Origin of the sequence: Pseudomonas citrullilanati (assembly GCF_030580855.1) — a bacterium.
GTDB classification, from domain to species: domain Bacteria; phylum Pseudomonadota; class Gammaproteobacteria; order Pseudomonadales; family Pseudomonadaceae; genus Aquipseudomonas; species Aquipseudomonas citrulli.
In genome coordinates, this window is sequence record NZ_JAUQOP010000008.1 from 1 (window position 1) to 15,800 (window position 15,800).

The 15,800-nt window shown below is 64.2% G+C and carries 14 protein-coding genes; 6 read left to right on the top strand and 8 right to left on the bottom strand.

The window, feature by feature from the left end:
• Nucleotides 1–387 precede the first annotated feature (387 nt).
• The 5 genes from Q6A48_RS08120 to Q6A48_RS08140 are packed head-to-tail and all read left to right on the top strand — an operon-like array spanning nt 388 to nt 5,954.
• On the top strand, nt 388–2,052 hold the full coding sequence (locus Q6A48_RS08120; RefSeq protein WP_304553349.1) for an AMP-binding protein: 1,665 nt from the start codon (nt 388–390) through the stop codon (nt 2,050–2,052).
• A gap of 16 nt (nt 2,053–2,068) precedes the next feature.
• On the top strand, nt 2,069–2,830 hold the full coding sequence (locus tag Q6A48_RS08125) for an SDR family NAD(P)-dependent oxidoreductase (RefSeq protein ID WP_304553350.1): 762 nt from the start codon (nt 2,069–2,071) through the stop codon (nt 2,828–2,830).
• A 12-nt stretch (nt 2,831–2,842) separates the two neighbouring features.
• Nucleotides 2,843–4,030, top strand: a complete 1,188-nt coding sequence (locus Q6A48_RS08130) for an acetyl-CoA C-acyltransferase (protein ID WP_304553351.1) — start codon at nt 2,843–2,845, stop codon at nt 4,028–4,030.
• Nucleotides 4,031–4,039: 9 nt separating this feature from the next.
• Nucleotides 4,040–5,167: an acyl-CoA dehydrogenase gene (locus Q6A48_RS08135; RefSeq protein ID WP_304553352.1), complete on the top strand. Its 1,128-nt coding sequence runs from the start codon at nt 4,040–4,042 to the stop codon at nt 5,165–5,167.
• Between the two features lie 13 nt (nt 5,168–5,180).
• A complete protein-coding gene (locus tag Q6A48_RS08140; protein WP_304553353.1) occupies nt 5,181–5,954 on the top strand; it encodes an enoyl-CoA hydratase in 774 nt (257 codons plus the stop codon).
• Nucleotides 5,955–6,080: 126 nt separating this feature from the next.
• Here Q6A48_RS08140 and Q6A48_RS08145 read toward each other — a convergent pair whose 3' ends face one another.
• The 8 genes from Q6A48_RS08145 to Q6A48_RS08180 form a co-directional block, all read right to left on the bottom strand.
• Nucleotides 6,081–7,232 (bottom strand): acyl-CoA dehydrogenase family protein, encoded by a 1,152-nt coding sequence (locus Q6A48_RS08145; protein ID WP_304553354.1) that lies wholly within the window; start codon nt 7,230–7,232, stop codon nt 6,081–6,083.
• A gap of 3 nt (nt 7,233–7,235) precedes the next feature.
• A complete protein-coding gene (locus Q6A48_RS08150; RefSeq protein ID WP_304553355.1) occupies nt 7,236–8,342 on the bottom strand; it encodes an enoyl-CoA hydratase/isomerase family protein in 1,107 nt (368 codons plus the stop codon).
• Nucleotides 8,343–8,476: 134 nt separating this feature from the next.
• Complete coding sequence (locus Q6A48_RS08155) at nt 8,477–9,184, bottom strand: HPP family protein (protein WP_304553356.1); 708 nt, start codon at nt 9,182–9,184, stop codon at nt 8,477–8,479.
• Nucleotides 9,185–9,357: 173 nt separating this feature from the next.
• Nucleotides 9,358–10,737, bottom strand: coding sequence for a UDP-glucose dehydrogenase family protein (locus tag Q6A48_RS08160; protein WP_304553357.1), 1,380 nt, complete (start codon nt 10,735–10,737; stop codon nt 9,358–9,360).
• Nucleotides 10,738–10,906: 169 nt separating this feature from the next.
• A complete protein-coding gene (locus tag Q6A48_RS08165) occupies nt 10,907–11,827 on the bottom strand; it encodes a LysR family transcriptional regulator (RefSeq protein WP_304553358.1) in 921 nt (306 codons plus the stop codon).
• A 22-nt stretch (nt 11,828–11,849) separates the two neighbouring features.
• Complete coding sequence (locus Q6A48_RS08170; protein WP_304553359.1) at nt 11,850–12,410, bottom strand: hypothetical protein; 561 nt, start codon at nt 12,408–12,410, stop codon at nt 11,850–11,852.
• Nucleotides 12,411–12,449: 39 nt separating this feature from the next.
• A complete protein-coding gene (locus Q6A48_RS08175; RefSeq protein WP_304553360.1) occupies nt 12,450–13,253 on the bottom strand; it encodes a putative hydro-lyase in 804 nt (267 codons plus the stop codon).
• A gap of 86 nt (nt 13,254–13,339) precedes the next feature.
• A complete protein-coding gene (locus Q6A48_RS08180; RefSeq protein WP_304553361.1) occupies nt 13,340–14,281 on the bottom strand; it encodes a LysR family transcriptional regulator in 942 nt (313 codons plus the stop codon).
• Between the two features lie 257 nt (nt 14,282–14,538).
• Here Q6A48_RS08180 and Q6A48_RS08185 point away from each other — a divergent pair, with 257 nt between their 5' ends.
• Nucleotides 14,539–15,780, top strand: a complete 1,242-nt coding sequence (locus Q6A48_RS08185) for an OprD family porin (protein ID WP_304553362.1) — start codon at nt 14,539–14,541, stop codon at nt 15,778–15,780.
• The last annotated feature ends 20 nt before the right edge of the window (nt 15,781–15,800 follow it).

Sequence of the window (15,800 nt, forward strand, 5' to 3'; positions counted from 1 at the left end):
TCCAGCACCATGCTGGCAGCCTTGAGTTTGAACTCACTCGAATAAGATTTACGCATAGCCAAACACCTCAGATTTGGGCGCCATCATAGCGCCCGATTGAAGTGTCCAAAATCATTAGGCCAGTTCAGCTTGCCCGCGAAGGCGGCGGCACATCCAACCTCAATGCAAGCTGCATTACCGCTTTCGCGAGCAGGCTCGCTCCCACACTGTGGATTGACCTCGAATCCCTGCTCGCGAAGACGTCGCCACTCTCCCACCCCGCACCATGGCCAAACCAGTCAAGCAACTTGATGGCTTTGACCATTGCCGCCCACGCCCATCGGCGCGAGTATTTCCCTGCTGTCTATGGCTCCCCCAACCAATAAAAAGTACAGAGGGATTCTGCTCATGCGCGATTACTCGTCGGCCATCTCCCAGTTCGATTACCTGGACACCGTCAACGCCGCACTGCACGGCTCGCTGGAGGCGCTCAACGCCTGTGTCGAATGTTGCGACCGGCATGCGTTGCCGGGACACATCGCGTTGTTCTGGGAAGGACGCGATGGCAGCGAGGCGACCTGGACGTTCCGCGACCTGCAAGACAACGCCGCGCGCTTCGCCAACTTCCTGCGGGCCCAGGGGGTAGGCAAGGGCGACAGGGTCGCCGGCCTGCTGCCGCGCACCGCCGAGCTGTTGATCGTGGTCCTCGCCACCTGGCGCATCGGGGCGGTGTACCAACCGTTGTTCACGGCGTTCGGGCCCAAGGCCATCGAGCATCGAGTCGGCAGTTCCGGCGCGCGGCTGATCGTCACCGATGCGGTCAACCGGCCCAAGCTCGAGGAGGTCGCGGATTGCCCCGTCGTGGTCACGGTCGGCGGCGAAAAAGGCCAGGGCATCGTGCGTGGCGACTACAGTTTCTGGGCCGAAGTGGCGAACCGTTCCAACCAGTGCGAACCGCTGATGCTCACCGGCGAGGACCCGTTCCTGCTGATGTTCACCTCCGGCACCACCGGCCCGGCGAAGGCCCTGTCGGTGCCGCTCAAGGCCATCGTCGCGTTCCAGAGCTACACCCGCGACGCCGTGGACCTGCGCCCGGAAGACGCGTTCTGGAACCTCGCCGATCCAGGCTGGGCCTACGGCATCTATTTCGGCGTGACCGGGCCCCTGGCGATGGGGCATCCGATTACCTTCTACGACGGCCCATTCACCCTGGACAGCACCTGCCGGGTGATCAACAAGTACGGCATCACCAACCTCACCGGTTCACCCACGGCCTACCGCCTGCTGATCGCCGGGGGCGAGCAGTTCGCCCGGTCGATCAAGGGCAAGCTGCGCATCGTCAGCAGCGCGGGCGAGCCGTTGAACCCGGAAGTGATCCGCTGGTTCTCCGACAACCTGGGCGTGGTCATTCACGACCATTACGGCCAGACCGAACTGGGCATGGTGCTGTGCAACCATCACGGGCTGGAACATCCGGTGCACCTGGGGGCCGCGGGCTTCGCCTCGCCGGGCCACCGGATCGTGGTGCTGGATGAGCATCACCAGGAACTGGGCGTCGGCCAGCCGGGTATCCTCGCGGTGGACCGCAGCCAGTCACCCATGTGCTGGTTCGCCGGTTACCAGGGTGGCCCGACCAAGGCTTTCGTCGGCAACTATTACCTGAGCGGCGACACCGTCGAGCTGAACCCTGACGGCAGCATCAGTTTCGTCGGCCGCAGTGACGACGTGATCACCACCTCCGGCTACCGCGTCGGCCCGTTCGATGTGGAAAGCGCCCTGATCGAGCACCCGGCGGTGGTCGAGGCCGCTGTGATCGGCAAGCCCGACCTGGAGCGGACCGAACTGGTGAAGGCGTTCGTGGTGCTCAGCGGGCAGTACCGCGCCGCGCCAGAGCTGGCCGAGGAACTGCGCCAACATGTACGCAATCGCCTGGCGGCGCACGCCTATCCCCGTGAAATCGAATTTGTCAGCGATTTGCCGAAAACCCCAAGCGGCAAGTTGCAGCGCTTTATCTTGCGCAACCAGGAAATCGCCAAGGCCCAAGAAGCCGCGGCGCAGAACGTTTCAGCTTGAATCCAAGGAAACCATGATGCAGATCGACAACAAGATTTTCCTCGTCAGCGGCGGCGCGTCCGGCCTGGGTGCGGCCACGGGCGAGATGCTGGTCAAGGCCGGCGCCCAGGTGATGCTGGTGGACCTCAATGCCGAGGCCGTGGCGGCCCAGGCGCAGAAACTCGGTTGCCGCAGCGCCGTGGCGGACATCAGCGACGAGGCGGCGGCGCAAGCCGCGGTCGAGGCCACGGTCGATGCCTTCGGTGGGCTTAATGGGCTGGTGAACTGCGCCGGCATCGTGCGCGGCGAGAAGATCCTTGGCAAGAACGGCCCCCATGGCCTGGCCAGTTTCAGCCAGGTGATCAACGTCAACCTGATCGGCAGCTTCAACCTGCTGCGCCTGGCCGCCGCGGCCATCGCCGAAACCGAGGCGAACGCCGACGGCGAGCGCGGGGTGATCATCAACACCGCCTCGGTGGCGGCATTCGACGGCCAGATCGGCCAGGCGGCCTATTCGGCGTCCAAGGGCGCCATTGCCAGCCTGACGCTGCCGGCCGCCCGCGAGCTGGCCCGCTTCGGTATCCGCGTGATGACCATCGCCCCCGGCATTTTCGAAACCCCGATGATGGCCGGCATGACCGCGGAAGTCCGCGATTCCCTGGCCGCCGGCGTGCCGTTCCCGCCGCGCCTGGGCAAGCCCGCCGAGTACGCGGCGCTGGTCCGGCATATCATTGAAAACAGCATGCTCAACGGTGAGGTGATCCGTCTCGACGGCGCCTTGCGCATGGCCGCCAAATAAGGAGCACTCGTCATGTCCAACGATCCGATTGTCATCGTCAGCGCCGTCCGCACCCCCATGGGCGGTTTCCAGGGCGAACTCAAGAGCCTCAGCGCCCCGCAACTGGGCGCGGCGGCCATCAAGGCCGCGGTGGAACGCGCCGGTATCGCGCCCGACTCGGTTGAAGAAGTGCTGTTCGGCTGCGTGCTGGCGGCCGGTCTCGGCCAGGCCCCGGCGCGCCAGGCCGCGCTGGGGGCCGGGCTCGACAAGTCGACCCGCTGCACCACCCTCAACAAGATGTGCGGCTCGGGCATGGAAGCGACGATCCTGGCCCATGACATGCTCATGGCCGACAGCGCCGAGGTGGTCGTGGCCGGTGGCATGGAGAGCATGTCCAATGCGCCGTACCTGCTCGATCGCGCCCGCAGCGGTTACCGCATGGGCCACGGCAAGGTGCTCGACCATATGTTTTTCGACGGCCTGGAAGACGCCTACGACAAGGGTCGCCTGATGGGCACCTTCGCCGAAGATTGCGCCGAGGCCAATGGTTTCAGCCGCGAAGCCCAGGATGCCTTCGCCATTGCCTCCACCACCCGGGCCCAGCAGGCGATCAAGGACGGCAGCTTCGATGCCGAGATCGTGCCGCTGCAGGTCATGGTCGGCAAAGAACACGTGACGGTGCGCCATGACGAGCAGCCGCCCAAGGCGCGAATCGACAAGATCCCCTCGCTCAAACCGGCGTTCCGCGACGGCGGTACGGTGACGGCAGCCAATGCCAGCTCGATTTCCGACGGTGCCGCCGCGCTGGTGCTGATGCGCCAGAGCCAGGCGACGCAGCGCGGCTTGAAGCCCCTGGCGGTGATCCACGGCCATGCGGCATTCGCCGACACCCCGAGCCTGTTCCCGACCGCTCCCATTGGCGCGGTGCAGAAACTGCTGAAGAAGACTGGCTGGTCGGTGGACGACATCGACCTGTTCGAGGTCAACGAAGCGTTTGCCGTGGTCGGCCTGGTAACCATGGAAAAACTGGAAATCCCCCACGACAAGGTCAACGTCCACGGTGGCGCCTGCGCATTGGGCCATCCGATCGGCGCGTCGGGTGCGCGGATCCTGGTGACGCTGCTCTCGGCCTTGCGCCAGAAGGGCCTCAAGCGCGGCGTCGCGGCCATCTGCATCGGCGGCGGCGAAGCCACGGCCATGGCTGTCGAATGCCTGTATTAAGGAACCACCATGCTTCCGACTGAAGAACAGACACAAATTGGCGATGCCGCCCGGCAGTTCGCCCAGGAACGCTTGAAACCGTTCGCGGCCGAATGGGACCGCGAGCACCGCTTCCCCAAGGAAGCCATCGGTGAAATGGCCGAGTTGGGCTTCTTCGGCATGCTCGTGCCGGAACAGTGGGGCGGCTGCGACACCGGTTACCTGGCCTACGCCATGGCCCTGGAAGAAATCGCCGCCGGCGACGGGGCGTGCTCGACCATCATGAGCGTGCACAACTCGGTGGGCTGCGTGCCGATCCTGACGTTCGGCAACGATGAGCAGAAGGCCCGGTTCCTCACGCCGCTGGCCAGCGGTGCGATGCTCGGGGCGTTCGCCCTGACCGAACCCCAGGCCGGTTCGGACGCCAGCAGCCTGAAGACCCGGGCGCGGCTGGAAGGGGATCATTACGTGCTCAACGGCTGCAAGCAGTTCATCACCTCCGGGCAGAACGCCGGGGTGGTGATCGTCTTTGCGGTGACCGACCCGAGCGCCGGCAAACGCGGCATCAGCGCGTTCATCGTGCCGACCGATTCGCCGGGCTACACCGTGGCGCGGGTCGAGGACAAGCTCGGCCAGCACGCGTCGGACACCTGCCAGATTCTGTTTGAGGACGTGAAGGTGCCGGTGGCCAATCGGCTGGGGGAGGAGGGCGAAGGCTACCGGATCGCCCTGGCCAACCTGGAAGGGGGTCGCGTGGGCATCGCCGCGCAATCGGTGGGCATGGCCCGCGCGGCGTTCGAAGCGGCCCGGGATTATGCGCGGGAGCGGGAAAGCTTCGGCAAGGCCCTCATCGAGCACCAGGCCGTGGCGTTCCGCCTGGCGGACATGGCCACCCAGATCGCCGTTGCCCGGCAGATGGTGCATTACGCCGCCGCGCTGCGGGACAACGGCCAGCCGGCGCTGGTGCAAGCGTCCATGGCCAAACTGTTCGCCTCGGAAATGGCCGAAAAAGTCTGCTCGATGGCATTGCAAACCCTCGGCGGTTACGGTTACCTCAACGACTTCCCGCTGGAGCGCATCTACCGCGACGTGCGGGTCTGCCAGATCTACGAAGGCACCAGCGACATCCAGCGCATGGTCATTTCGCGCAATCTTTGAACAGGAGTCCTGCATGAGCTACGAAACGATTCTATTGGAGATCAAGGACCGCGTCGGCCTGATCACCCTCAACCGTCCCCAGGCGTTGAACGCCCTGAATGCCCAGATCGTCAGCGAGCTGAACCAGGCGCTGGACAGCCTGGAGGCGGATCCGAAGATCGGCTGCATCGTGTTGACCGGCTCGAAGAAAGCCTTTGCCGCCGGTGCCGACATCAAGGAAATGGCCGAACTGACCTACCCGCAGATCTACCTGGATGACTTGTTCAGCGACAGCGACCGGGTGGCGAACCGGCGCAAGCCGATCATTGCGGCGGTCAATGGCTTTGCCCTGGGCGGCGGTTGCGAACTGGCGCTGATGTGCGACTTCATCCTGGCCGGCGACGGAGCCAAGTTCGGCCAGCCGGAAATCAACCTCGGCGTCCTGCCAGGCATGGGCGGCACCCAGCGCCTGACCCGGGCGGTAGGCAAGGCCAAGGCCATGGAAATGTGCCTGACCGGGCGTTTTATCGATGCGGTGGAAGCCGAGCGTTGCGGCATCGTGGCGCGAATCGTGCCGGCCGATGAGTTGCTGGATGATGCGCTGAAGACGGCGGCGTTGATCGCGTCCAAGTCGGTGCCCATCAGCATGATGGTCAAGGAAAGCGTCAACCGTGCCTTTGAAGTGAGCCTGTCCGAAGGTGTGCGGTTCGAGCGCCGGGTCTTTCATGCGGCGTTTGCCACGCAGGACCAGAAGGAAGGCATGGCGGCGTTCGTGGCCAAGCGGACGGCGGAGTTCCAGGACAAGTAATGCGGCGTTCCCGCTGACGCTTTCGCGGGCAGGCCCGCTCCCACAGTGGATTTGGGGTGTAGGCACTATTTGCGTACACACCCCAACCCTGTGGGAGCGGGCTTGCCCGCGAAGCTTTTCCAGCCTTCACACCAGGTAGTGTTTCAGCTCGCGGGCAATGACCATGCGTTGGATCTCGCTCGATCCTTCGTAGATCTGGGTGATCCGCGCATCGCGGTAGTAGCGCTCCACCGGATAGTCTTCGAGATACCCGTACCCGCCATGGATCTGGATGGCCGAGGAGCAGACTTTTTCGGCGATTTCGGAGGCGAACAGCTTGGCCTGGGAGGCTTCCGACAGGCAGGGTTGGCCGGCGCTGCGCAATCGGGCGGCGTGGAGGATGAGCAAGCGGGCGGCGTTCAGGCGGGTGTGCATGTCGGCCAGCAGGTTGGCGATGCTCTGGTGTTCGCCGATCGGCTTGTCGAACTGCACCCGGTCCCGCGAATAGGCAAGCGCCGCCTCGAACGCGGCCCGGGCGATGCCCAGGGCTTGCGCGGCGATGCCGATGCGGCCGCCTTCGAGGTTGGAAAGGGCGATGGCCAGGCCCTTGCCCCGTGCGCCCAGCAGGTTGGCTTCGGGAATCGCGCAGTGGCTCAGGGTGACCGCGCAGGTGTCCGAGGCGCGGATGCCCATCTTGTGTTCGGTGCGGTCCACGATGAAGCCCGGTGTGTCGGTGGGCACCAGGAAGGCCGAGATGCCTTTTTTGCCCAGCTCCGGGTCTGTCACGGCGAAGACGATCGCCAGTTTCGCCCGCTTGCCATTGCTGACGAACTGCTTGGCGCCGTTGATGATCCACTGGCCGTCGCGCAACTCGGCGCGGGTGCGCAGGTTGTGGGCTTCGGAGCCGGCCTGGGGTTCGGTCAGGCAGAAGCAGCCGATGGCCTGGCCGCTGGCGAGATCGGCCAGCCAGGTCTGTTTCTGGGCCTCGGTGCCGAAGTTCAGGACCGGGCCACAGCCCACCGAGTTGTGAATGCTCATCAACGCCCCGGTGGCGCCATCGCCGGCGGAGATTTCTTCCACCGCCAGGGCGTAGGCGACGTAGTCGACATAGGTGCCACCCCATTCTTCCGGCACCACCATGCCCAACAGGCCCAATTCGCCCATCTTCGCCACCAGGCCGTCGTCGATCCACCCGGCTTTTTCCCAGGCCTGGGCATGGGGGGCGATTTCACCGCGGGCGAAGTCCCGGGCCATGTCGCGGATCATCACTTGTTCTTCGGTCAATTCGAGGTCGTGCATGGTTCAGTTCCCGTGGTCGTCGAAGCCGTCGAAGAAACTGGCCACGTGCGCGGCGTCCAGCGCCTGCAACGTAGGGGGGTTCCAGCGCGGGTTCTTGTCTTTGTCGATCAGCAAGGCGCGCACGCCTTCAATCAGGTCGCCGCGTTCGAACCACTGGCGGTCCAGGTGCAGCTCCAGGGCAAAACAGTTTTCCAGGCTCAGGTGGCGACCGCGTCGCAGCATTTCCAGGGTCACGGCCATGGCCAGGGGGGAACGGGTGTCCAGCAGGTCGGCGGTCTGGGTGGCCCACTCGTGGCTGTTGGCAACCGTGACCTGGCGCAACTGCTCGACCATGCTCGGCACGTCGGGCAGGGCGAAGAAGTGATCGATGGCCGGGCGCAGGTCAGCCAGGGGCGGTGCCGGGAGTTGCTGCACGCCGAGCTTCGCCAGCAGGCTCTGCAGGTCCTTCAATGGCGTGTCGCGCCATTCCAGCCGATCGAGGCGCTCGTCGAGCTGCGCGAGCTTGCCGCTGTCCAGGTACCAGTCGGCCAAACCGCAATACAAGGCATCGGCGGCTCGGATCTGGGTGCCGCTGACCCCCAGGTAGATGCCAAGCTCACCGGGAATGCGTGGCAGAAAATAACTGCCGCCGACGTCCGGGAAGTAACCGATGCCGACTTCCGGCATGCCCAGGCGGCTGCGTTCGGTCACGACCCGCAGGTCGGCGCCTTGCACCAGGCCCATGCCGCCGCCCAGCACGAAGCCGTCCATGAGGGCCAGGATCGGCTTGCGGTAGTGGTGGATCGTCAGGTCGAGGGCGTATTCCTCGACGAAGAAGTCTGCGTGCAGGGTGTCGCCCTGCATGTGGCTGTCGTACAGCGAGCGGATGTCGCCGCCGGCGCAGAAGGCCTTGTCGCCGGCGCCCCGCAGGACCACGGCGTGAATCCGTGGGTCGACGGCCCAGTGGTCGAGCTGTTGCTGCAAGCTGCGCACCATGCCCAGGGTAAGCGCATTGAGGCCGGAAGGGCGGTTCAGGGTCAAGTGGCCGATGTGGTTGCGAACCTCCATCAACACGTCGCCAACCTGGGCTGGGACGGTTCCGCTGGCCTGTGATGAAACCTGAGCTGTCATCGCTAACTCCCTGCTTTTATTGTCTTTTGCATTTTTCTTAGGCGCGTATGCGAACGGATCGTACCAGTGCAAATTTGCACAGCACAACCGGCATACGTGCAGGTCCTGTCTGCATATTTATAGCAGCCACAGGATCATCCGCGACCCGAGAGCACCTCCGTGATGCTGCGGCGCTTGGCATGGCGCTCGCTGGCATGCACCAATTGCTCGAGATCTTCGGGGGTAACGTCGAAGAACGCTTCCATTTCCGCCAGGGCCATTTTCAGGTCCTGGGCGGTAATGGCTTGTCGATCCACGGGCGGATGGTCGGCCGGGATGACGGCCACTGGCTCACTGGCGCGCTTCGGATAGCGCACGCGGGTCAAGTTGTTGTAGGCCAGGGCAAAGGTCAGCAGGCCACCACCGGCCAGCATCGTCGCCCCGATGGCTTGCCAACCCAGGGCCATGATCGACGGATCCGCCAACACCAGCGTCGCCGCCACGGCGCCCGCCGGAGGATGCAGGCAGCGTAACCAGCACATCAGCACCAGCGCCATGCCCGCGGCCAGGCAGGCGCTGCCCAAGGTGCGGCCCAGCACGTGGGCCACCAGCAGGGCCACCACCGAGGCGCACAGGTAACCGCCAACGATCGACCAGGGTTGGGCGAGGGCGCCCGAGGACACCGCGAACAGCAGCACCGCCGAAGCCCCCAGCGGGCCGATCAGGTGTTGCGCCACGTCCAGGCCGAACACCTGGCCACAGAGCCAGACACTGAACATCGTTCCCAAGGCCATGCCGAGGGCGGCACGGCTCCATTCAGTGGGACGGGTATTGATAGCAGCGGGGAACCAGCGAGAGAACATTAAGAACCGATCCAAAAAGCGAGCAAAAAAAGGGGCTTACGGGGGAATCCCTGAAAGCCCTTTAAGTGTTCCAACAGTTGGGGGAGGAACGGTCACCAGTGTGCCGTTCGTCACTCACGCTTACAAATTCATATTAATGAAGGTTGAGTTCATTAATTTTGAGGTAAGCCCTTTCAAGCACTCTTCGAGGCCTGGAACCAAGTCTGCTCGGCGATGGGCAAGTCGAGGGATTGGCCGCGTCCCATCGGGAAGTAGGTGAAGCCTTTGTCCGCCATGCGTTCGGGGTCGTACAGGTTGCGGCCGTCGAAAATCACCGGGGCCTTGAGCCGCTGTTGGATCAGGTTGAAATCCGGTGCCTTGAAGGCCTGCCATTCGGTGCAAATGACCAGTGCGTCGGCGCCCGGCAACACCGATTCCGGCGTGCCCATCAACATCAGCTTCGATTCGTTGGGGTAGAGCAACTGGGTCTGTTGCATGGCTTCGGGGTCAAACGCGCGGACGCTGGCACCGGCCGCCCAGAGGGATTCGAGCAGGGTGCGGCTCGGCGCGTCGCGCATGTCGTCGGTGTTGGGCTTGAAGGCCAGGCCCCACAGCGCGAAGGTCTTGCCGCGCAAGTCGCCCTTGTAGAAGGCAGTGATGCGTTCGAACAGCTTGTGTTTCTGCCGCCGGTTGATCGATTCCACCGCTTGCAGCAGGTCGCTGGAGCAATGGACCTGCTCGGCGCTGTGGATCAGCGCTCGCATGTCCTTGGGGAAGCACGAGCCGCCGTAGCCGCAGCCCGGGTAGATGAAGTGATAGCCGATGCGCGAGTCGGCGCCGATGCCCAGGCGCACCGATTCGATGTCGGCCCCCAGGTGCTCGGCCAGCTCCGCGATCTGGTTGATGAAGCTGATCTTGGTCGCCAGCATGCCGTTGGCGGCGTATTTGGTCAGCTCGGCGCTGCGCAGGTCCATGAACAGCACCCGGTCGTGGTTGCGATTGAACGGGGCGTACAGGTCGCGCATGGTGGCGCGCACTTCATCGCGTTCGCAGCCGATCACGATGCGGTCCGGCCGTCGGCAATCGGCCACCGCCGAGCCTTCCTTGAGAAATTCCGGGTTGGACACGATATCGAACTGCAGCAAGCGCCCGGCCTTGAGCAGGCACTTGTCGATGTGGGCCCGCAAGAGGTCACCGGTGCCCACCGGCACGGTGGATTTTTCCACCACGATGAGCGGCTGCTCCCGGTACCGGGCAACGGCCTCGCCAACGGCCATGACCTGGCTCAGGTCGGCCGAGCCATCGTCCCGCGAAGGCGTGCCCACGGCAATGAACAGCACCTGGCCATGCTGCACGGCCAGCGCCTCGTCGCCGGTGAAATGCAGGCGTCCGGCCTCCAGCCCCTCGCGCACTAGCGCCGCCAGGCCGGGCTCGAAGATGCTCACCTGGCCTTGGCGCAATTGGTCGACCTTTTGCTCGTCGACGTCCATGCACACCACGTCGTGACCGACCTCGGCCAGGACGGCGGCCTGCACCAAGCCTACGTAACCACTTCCGAATACACTGATTTTCATGGCGGACTCCCTGGACCATTGCGAGCGGGCAGACGGGCACATCCAGCGAGTCGCCGCCGTGCGCTGGGTCCAGATTAAGTCCGGGATGTTGCAATTCACTGACAGCCAGGCTGCCAGGGGTGACGTCGGGTGGGGCGGCCCCTTCGCGAGCAGGCACGCTCCCGCAGGATCAGCCGGCGTCCAGTTGGTATTCGGCCGGCAACCCGGCAACGAACTCGGCCACCACGTCCCGGGTCAGGCCGACGATGTCTTCCACCCGTTCCATGCCCGCGCCCGTTCGCCAGCTGGCGACGATGTCCATCACTGACGGCAAGGGCACGCCATCCACCCGTTTCAGCGTGCCCTGGGCCAGCTCGCCCAGCACCAGTGCCGCCGGCATGGCGCCGATGCCGAAGCCGTCGCGAACCAGGCGGGTGATCGCCGACACCGAGTTCACGCAGTTGATGCGCGGCGAGACGATATTGGCCGAGTGCAGCAGGTTGAGGATGTCCTGGTGCGGCCGGGAGTTGCGCGAAAAGGTCACGATGCGTTCCTGGGACAGGTCCTCCAGCGACGCGTAGGCTCGGTCATAGGCCGAGCCGGTGCGCACCAGCCAGTGCATCGGATAGCGCGCCAGCAGCGCGTTGCGCACGCTGTCCAGGCGTAGGATGTCGGTCTGGAAGATGATGTCCTGGTAACCCTTCTCCAGTTGCGAGCAGAGGTTGCTCGCGGTGTCGGCCGAGAGTTCGATCTCCAGCGCCGGGTAAGCGTCCATCAGGCGGGTCACCAGGGGGCTGAGCCAGGTATGAATGACCGTGTCCATGGCGCCGATGCGAATCCGCCCGCGCACCTGGCGCGGGTCCTGGATCACCGCCTTCATGCTTTGCATCGTGTCCATGATGCGCTCGGCGTATTCCAGCACCCGCTGGCCTTCGGAGGTCAGCGACACGCCCTTGGCGTCACGCACGAACAGGCGCACGCCCATCTCATCTTCCAGGGCGGCGATGCGGCTGGAGACGGAAGCCTGGGTGGTGAACAGTTTTTCCGCCGTCAGGCGAAAACTCTTCAGGCGCGCGACCCAGACGAAGGTTTCAAGAAACTTGATGTTCACGGGAGGCGGTTCCTTGGAAGGGTCATGGCCGTCGCCCACGGCGCAGGTGTTCCGCATTGGCCAGGTAACGGATCACGTCTTCGAGCTCGCCCAGGCCCGGTACGTCGCCCAAGGCGGCTTCAACGGCACACCAGGGATACTCCAGCCGTGAAACCCAGGCCATGACCGACGGCAGGTCGGCGGATGGCAGGGTTTTCATGTGCTCGAGCGTGATGACCAGGCGCTCGGCAAGCCCCGACCGGGGATTGAACTGCCAGTCATACGCGCCACAGCCGACCCGGGCCTCGCCGCTGGCCTTGTCCGACATCGCCACCAGCCATGGGCACTGGAACGCCTGGGCATCCGCTGCCGGTGGAGGCCCCAGGCAGAAGGTGTAGATATTCTCGAAGGCCTGGCCGAAGCGACTGACCAACACGTCGCCAATGGCGGCCCGGCCTTCGACATGGGCGGGAAACGAAATGGAACCGGTGCGCACGATCATGTCGAGCACCGCATCCGTAGCGAATGCTTGCTCCAACAGGTGCGGGCGATTGCCATCCTTGGCCCTGATGTACGCTTGGATCGATCGCTGGGAGTTGTGCATCGTTGGTCCCTGTCAGGTTGAAAATGGCCTCGCCGGAGGCTACACGTCGCGGTTCCACAAGTCCGTCACCAGCATGCAGCCGGGTGCGTGGGTGATGCACAACGGTGGGCGCGAGGCCTGGACCACCGATTGGGGCGTCACGCCGCAGGCCCAAAATACCGGGAGCTCGTCGGCTTCGACCGGCACGGCGTCACCATAGTCCGGTACGTCGAGGGCATGGATGCCGATCAGCGACGGGTCGCCGATGTGCACCGGGGCGCCATGGACATTGGGCATACGCCCGGTGATCCGGATGGCCTGGATCGCGTCGGCAGCTTTCATCGGGCGCATGGACACGACCATTTTGCCAGAGAGGCGGGCGGTGGGGCGGGTGTCGATGTGGGTCCGGTACATCGCGACGTTGCGGCCCAAGTCGATGTGCCGCAGGCGGATGCCGGCGTCGAGCAGGGGTTGTTCGAACGAGAACGAGCAGCCCAGGGCGAAAGCGACCAGGTCATCCCGCCACAGGTGTTCGATGTCCAGTGGCTCTTCGCTCAGTTCGCCGTGGCGATAAACCCGGTAGCGAGGCACTTCGTGACGAATGTCGATGGCCGCGCCGAGGTGGCGAAAGAACGGGTCGCCGGGCTCCGTTACATCGAGGACCGGGCAAGCCTGGCGATTGAGTGTGCAATAGCGCAGGAACTCGTTGGCCCAATCGCCGGGCAGGATCACGATATTGGCTTGCACTCGCCCCTGACCCAAGCCACTGGTATGGCCGTGGTACTGGCCGGCGGCGATGCTCTGGCGCAGGACGAGCGGCTCGCGCTGGCGAAGCTGTTCGTAGGACAGGGCGGATTGACTCATCGCGGTTTCTCCAAAAGGGGCGTGCCCCCTTTTTTAGAGTGCCCGGACGAAGGCGTCCAACAAGGAATAGTGGTACCCACGGATAACTAAACGTTATGACCCTCCAGCCCCGGTGCCGCGACCATGCGCTGCGGGCCGACATCAATGGCGTATTGGCTGACCACCTGGCGGCTCATCTGGACGATGGTCTCGATCAGCTCCAGCCCCACCCCGGCGCGCCAGGAGGCGACGACGTCAAGCTGAGGCAGGGCCGTGCCGGGCTCCAGGATCATCAATTCGCCGCTGGCCAGCGGCTTGGCCACCAGGGCCGCCGGCAAGGCGCCGATGCCGAAGCCGTCGCGAATCAGCCGGGTCATGGCCGACACCGAGTTGACGCAACTGACGCGCGGTGTGCCGACGCCGTGGGCGTACAACAGGTTGAGCACATCCTGGTGCGGCCGCGAGTGTTTGACGAAGGTGATGATGCGCTCGCCTGCCATTTCCACCAGCGACGCATACGACCGGGCGTAGATCGAGTGGCTGGCGGCCACCCAGTGCATGGGATAGTGCGCCAATTCGAGGTTGCGCACGCTTTCATGGCGGACCAGGTCGGTCTGGAACACGATGTCCAGGTAACCCTTTTGCAACTGATCGCACAGGTTGCGCGCGGCATCGGCGGTGATTTCGATTTCCACGGCGGGGAAGGCCTGCATCAGCATCGACATCAAGGGGCTGAGCCACGTGTGGATCACCGTGTCCATCACCCCGATGCGCACCAGGCCTTGTTGCGGACTGCGCGCGTCCAGCGATTGTTTCAAGGCACGCTGGACCTCGAGCATCTGCTCGGCATAGTCGAGCACCTTCACACCCTCGGGCGTCAGCGACACCCCTCGGGAGTCCCGCACGAACAGGCGCAGGCCCAGTTCTTCCTCCAAGGACGCGATCCGGCTGGAGATCGCCGCCTGGGTACTGAACATCTTCTCGGCGGTGAGGCTGAAGCTTTGCAGCCGGGCGACCCAGACGAAGGTTTCGAGGAATTTGAGGTTCATTGGGCGGGCTCTCTTGGCACTCGTTGTTCTTATTGATTGCAATTGTTACTCCAGAACCGGCCGGGCAGGGCATCAAATTTTCTTATGTCCGATCCGGCTTTTTTCCCGTTTGACGCCCTCCAAGCGCGACGCGAAGAATCCGCCCCACGACGCCGGTCACTGCGTCCGTTCCCCACGACAGCGCCTTCACAATAACAACATCGGACGCCAGCGCGATGCCCCGAACGGGTTCGTTCGCGTCCGCAAAAGGAGCCTCCATGCGACAGTTCACCTCCCTCCCTCGGTTCTGCAAACCGGTCGGTACGCTACTGGGCTTGAGCCTGGCCGGAGCGCCCTGCGCCCACGCCGATTTCATCACCGACAGCAAAGGCAGCCTGGAAGCGCGCAACTTTTACTTCAATCGGGATTTCCGCCAGGCAGGTGCACGGGACAAGGCTGAAGAATGGGCGCAAGGCTTTCTGTTGCGTCTGGAATCGGGCTACACCGCAGGCACCGTGGGCTTCGGCCTGGATGCCTTGGGCATGGCCGGTTTCAAGCTCGACTCCGGCGGCGGTACGGCGGGCACCAATCTATTGCCGGCGGATTTGTCCGGTGGCTCGCAAGACCGTTATGGCGAATGGGGCCTGACCGCCAAGGTGCGCGTGTCCAACAGCACCTTGAAGCTGGGGACGTTGCAGGTCAGGGACCCGGTGGTGAGCTCCAACGACACGAGGCTGCTGCCGGGGACCTTCAAGGGAGCCCTGGCCAGCGTGCAGGAAATCGATCGGTTGAAGCTGACTGGCGGGCAACTTACACAGATCAATTTCGTCGACTCCACCGATTACCAGGACATGACTGCCAACCGCATCGGCGGCAACAGCGACAGGTTCCAGTTCGCCGGGGCGGACTACCAATGGCTGCCGAACCTGACGACGCAATACCGCTATGGCCAGTTGCAAGACGTCTACCAGCAGCACTTCCTGGGGTTCGTGCACACCCTGGACCTGGGGAGTGGTCACTCCCTCAAGAGTGACGTACGTTATTCGCGCAGTACCGAGGATGGCCATTTCCGCGATCTCGACAACCAGGCTTTCGGCGCCTTGTTCACCTACGGTTTCGCCGGCCACGCACTGGGCCTGGGCTACCAGCGCATGAGCGGCGACGATCCGTTTCCCTACATCAGTCGCAGCGATCCGTACCTGGTCAACTTCGTCCAGATCGGCGACTTTGCCAACATCGACGAACGTTCGTGGCAGGCTCGCTACGACTACAACTTTGCCGCCCTGGGTATCCCGGGCCTGACGTTCATGAGTCGCTACCTGTCCGGCGACCACGTGCAACGGGCCGCGCCGGGCGAAGGCAAGGAGTGGGAACGCAACACCGACATCGCCTATGTCGTGCAGGATGGGACATTGAAGGGCCTGGGACTGAAATGGCGCAACGCGTCGGTGCGATCGAACTTCGGCAACGACCTGGATGAAAACCGCCTGATCGTCAGCTACACGACGACCCTCTGGTAGGTCGTGCGAGGCAAGGGTCA

What these genes read in the sequence shown, in the direction of transcription:
- Q6A48_RS08120 (WP_304553349.1), top strand. Translation starts at nt 388, where the DNA reads ATGCGCGATTACTCGTCGGCCATCTCCCAGTTCGATTACCTGGACACC.
- Q6A48_RS08125 (WP_304553350.1), top strand. Translation starts at nt 2,069, where the DNA reads ATGCAGATCGACAACAAGATTTTCCTCGTCAGCGGCGGCGCGTCCGGC.
- Q6A48_RS08130 (WP_304553351.1), top strand. Translation starts at nt 2,843, where the DNA reads ATGTCCAACGATCCGATTGTCATCGTCAGCGCCGTCCGCACCCCCATG.
- Q6A48_RS08135 (WP_304553352.1), top strand. Translation starts at nt 4,040, where the DNA reads ATGCTTCCGACTGAAGAACAGACACAAATTGGCGATGCCGCCCGGCAG.
- Q6A48_RS08140 (WP_304553353.1), top strand. Translation starts at nt 5,181, where the DNA reads ATGAGCTACGAAACGATTCTATTGGAGATCAAGGACCGCGTCGGCCTG.
- Q6A48_RS08145 (WP_304553354.1), bottom strand. Translation starts at nt 7,232, where the DNA reads ATGCACGACCTCGAATTGACCGAAGAACAAGTGATGATCCGCGACATG.
- Q6A48_RS08150 (WP_304553355.1), bottom strand. Translation starts at nt 8,342, where the DNA reads ATGACAGCTCAGGTTTCATCACAGGCCAGCGGAACCGTCCCAGCCCAG.
- Q6A48_RS08155 (WP_304553356.1), bottom strand. Translation starts at nt 9,184, where the DNA reads ATGTTCTCTCGCTGGTTCCCCGCTGCTATCAATACCCGTCCCACTGAA.
- Q6A48_RS08160 (WP_304553357.1), bottom strand. Translation starts at nt 10,737, where the DNA reads ATGAAAATCAGTGTATTCGGAAGTGGTTACGTAGGCTTGGTGCAGGCC.
- Q6A48_RS08170 (WP_304553359.1), bottom strand. Translation starts at nt 12,410, where the DNA reads ATGCACAACTCCCAGCGATCGATCCAAGCGTACATCAGGGCCAAGGAT.
- Q6A48_RS08175 (WP_304553360.1), bottom strand. Translation starts at nt 13,253, where the DNA reads ATGAGTCAATCCGCCCTGTCCTACGAACAGCTTCGCCAGCGCGAGCCG.
- Q6A48_RS08180 (WP_304553361.1), bottom strand. Translation starts at nt 14,281, where the DNA reads ATGAACCTCAAATTCCTCGAAACCTTCGTCTGGGTCGCCCGGCTGCAA.
- Q6A48_RS08185 (WP_304553362.1), top strand. Translation starts at nt 14,539, where the DNA reads ATGCGACAGTTCACCTCCCTCCCTCGGTTCTGCAAACCGGTCGGTACG.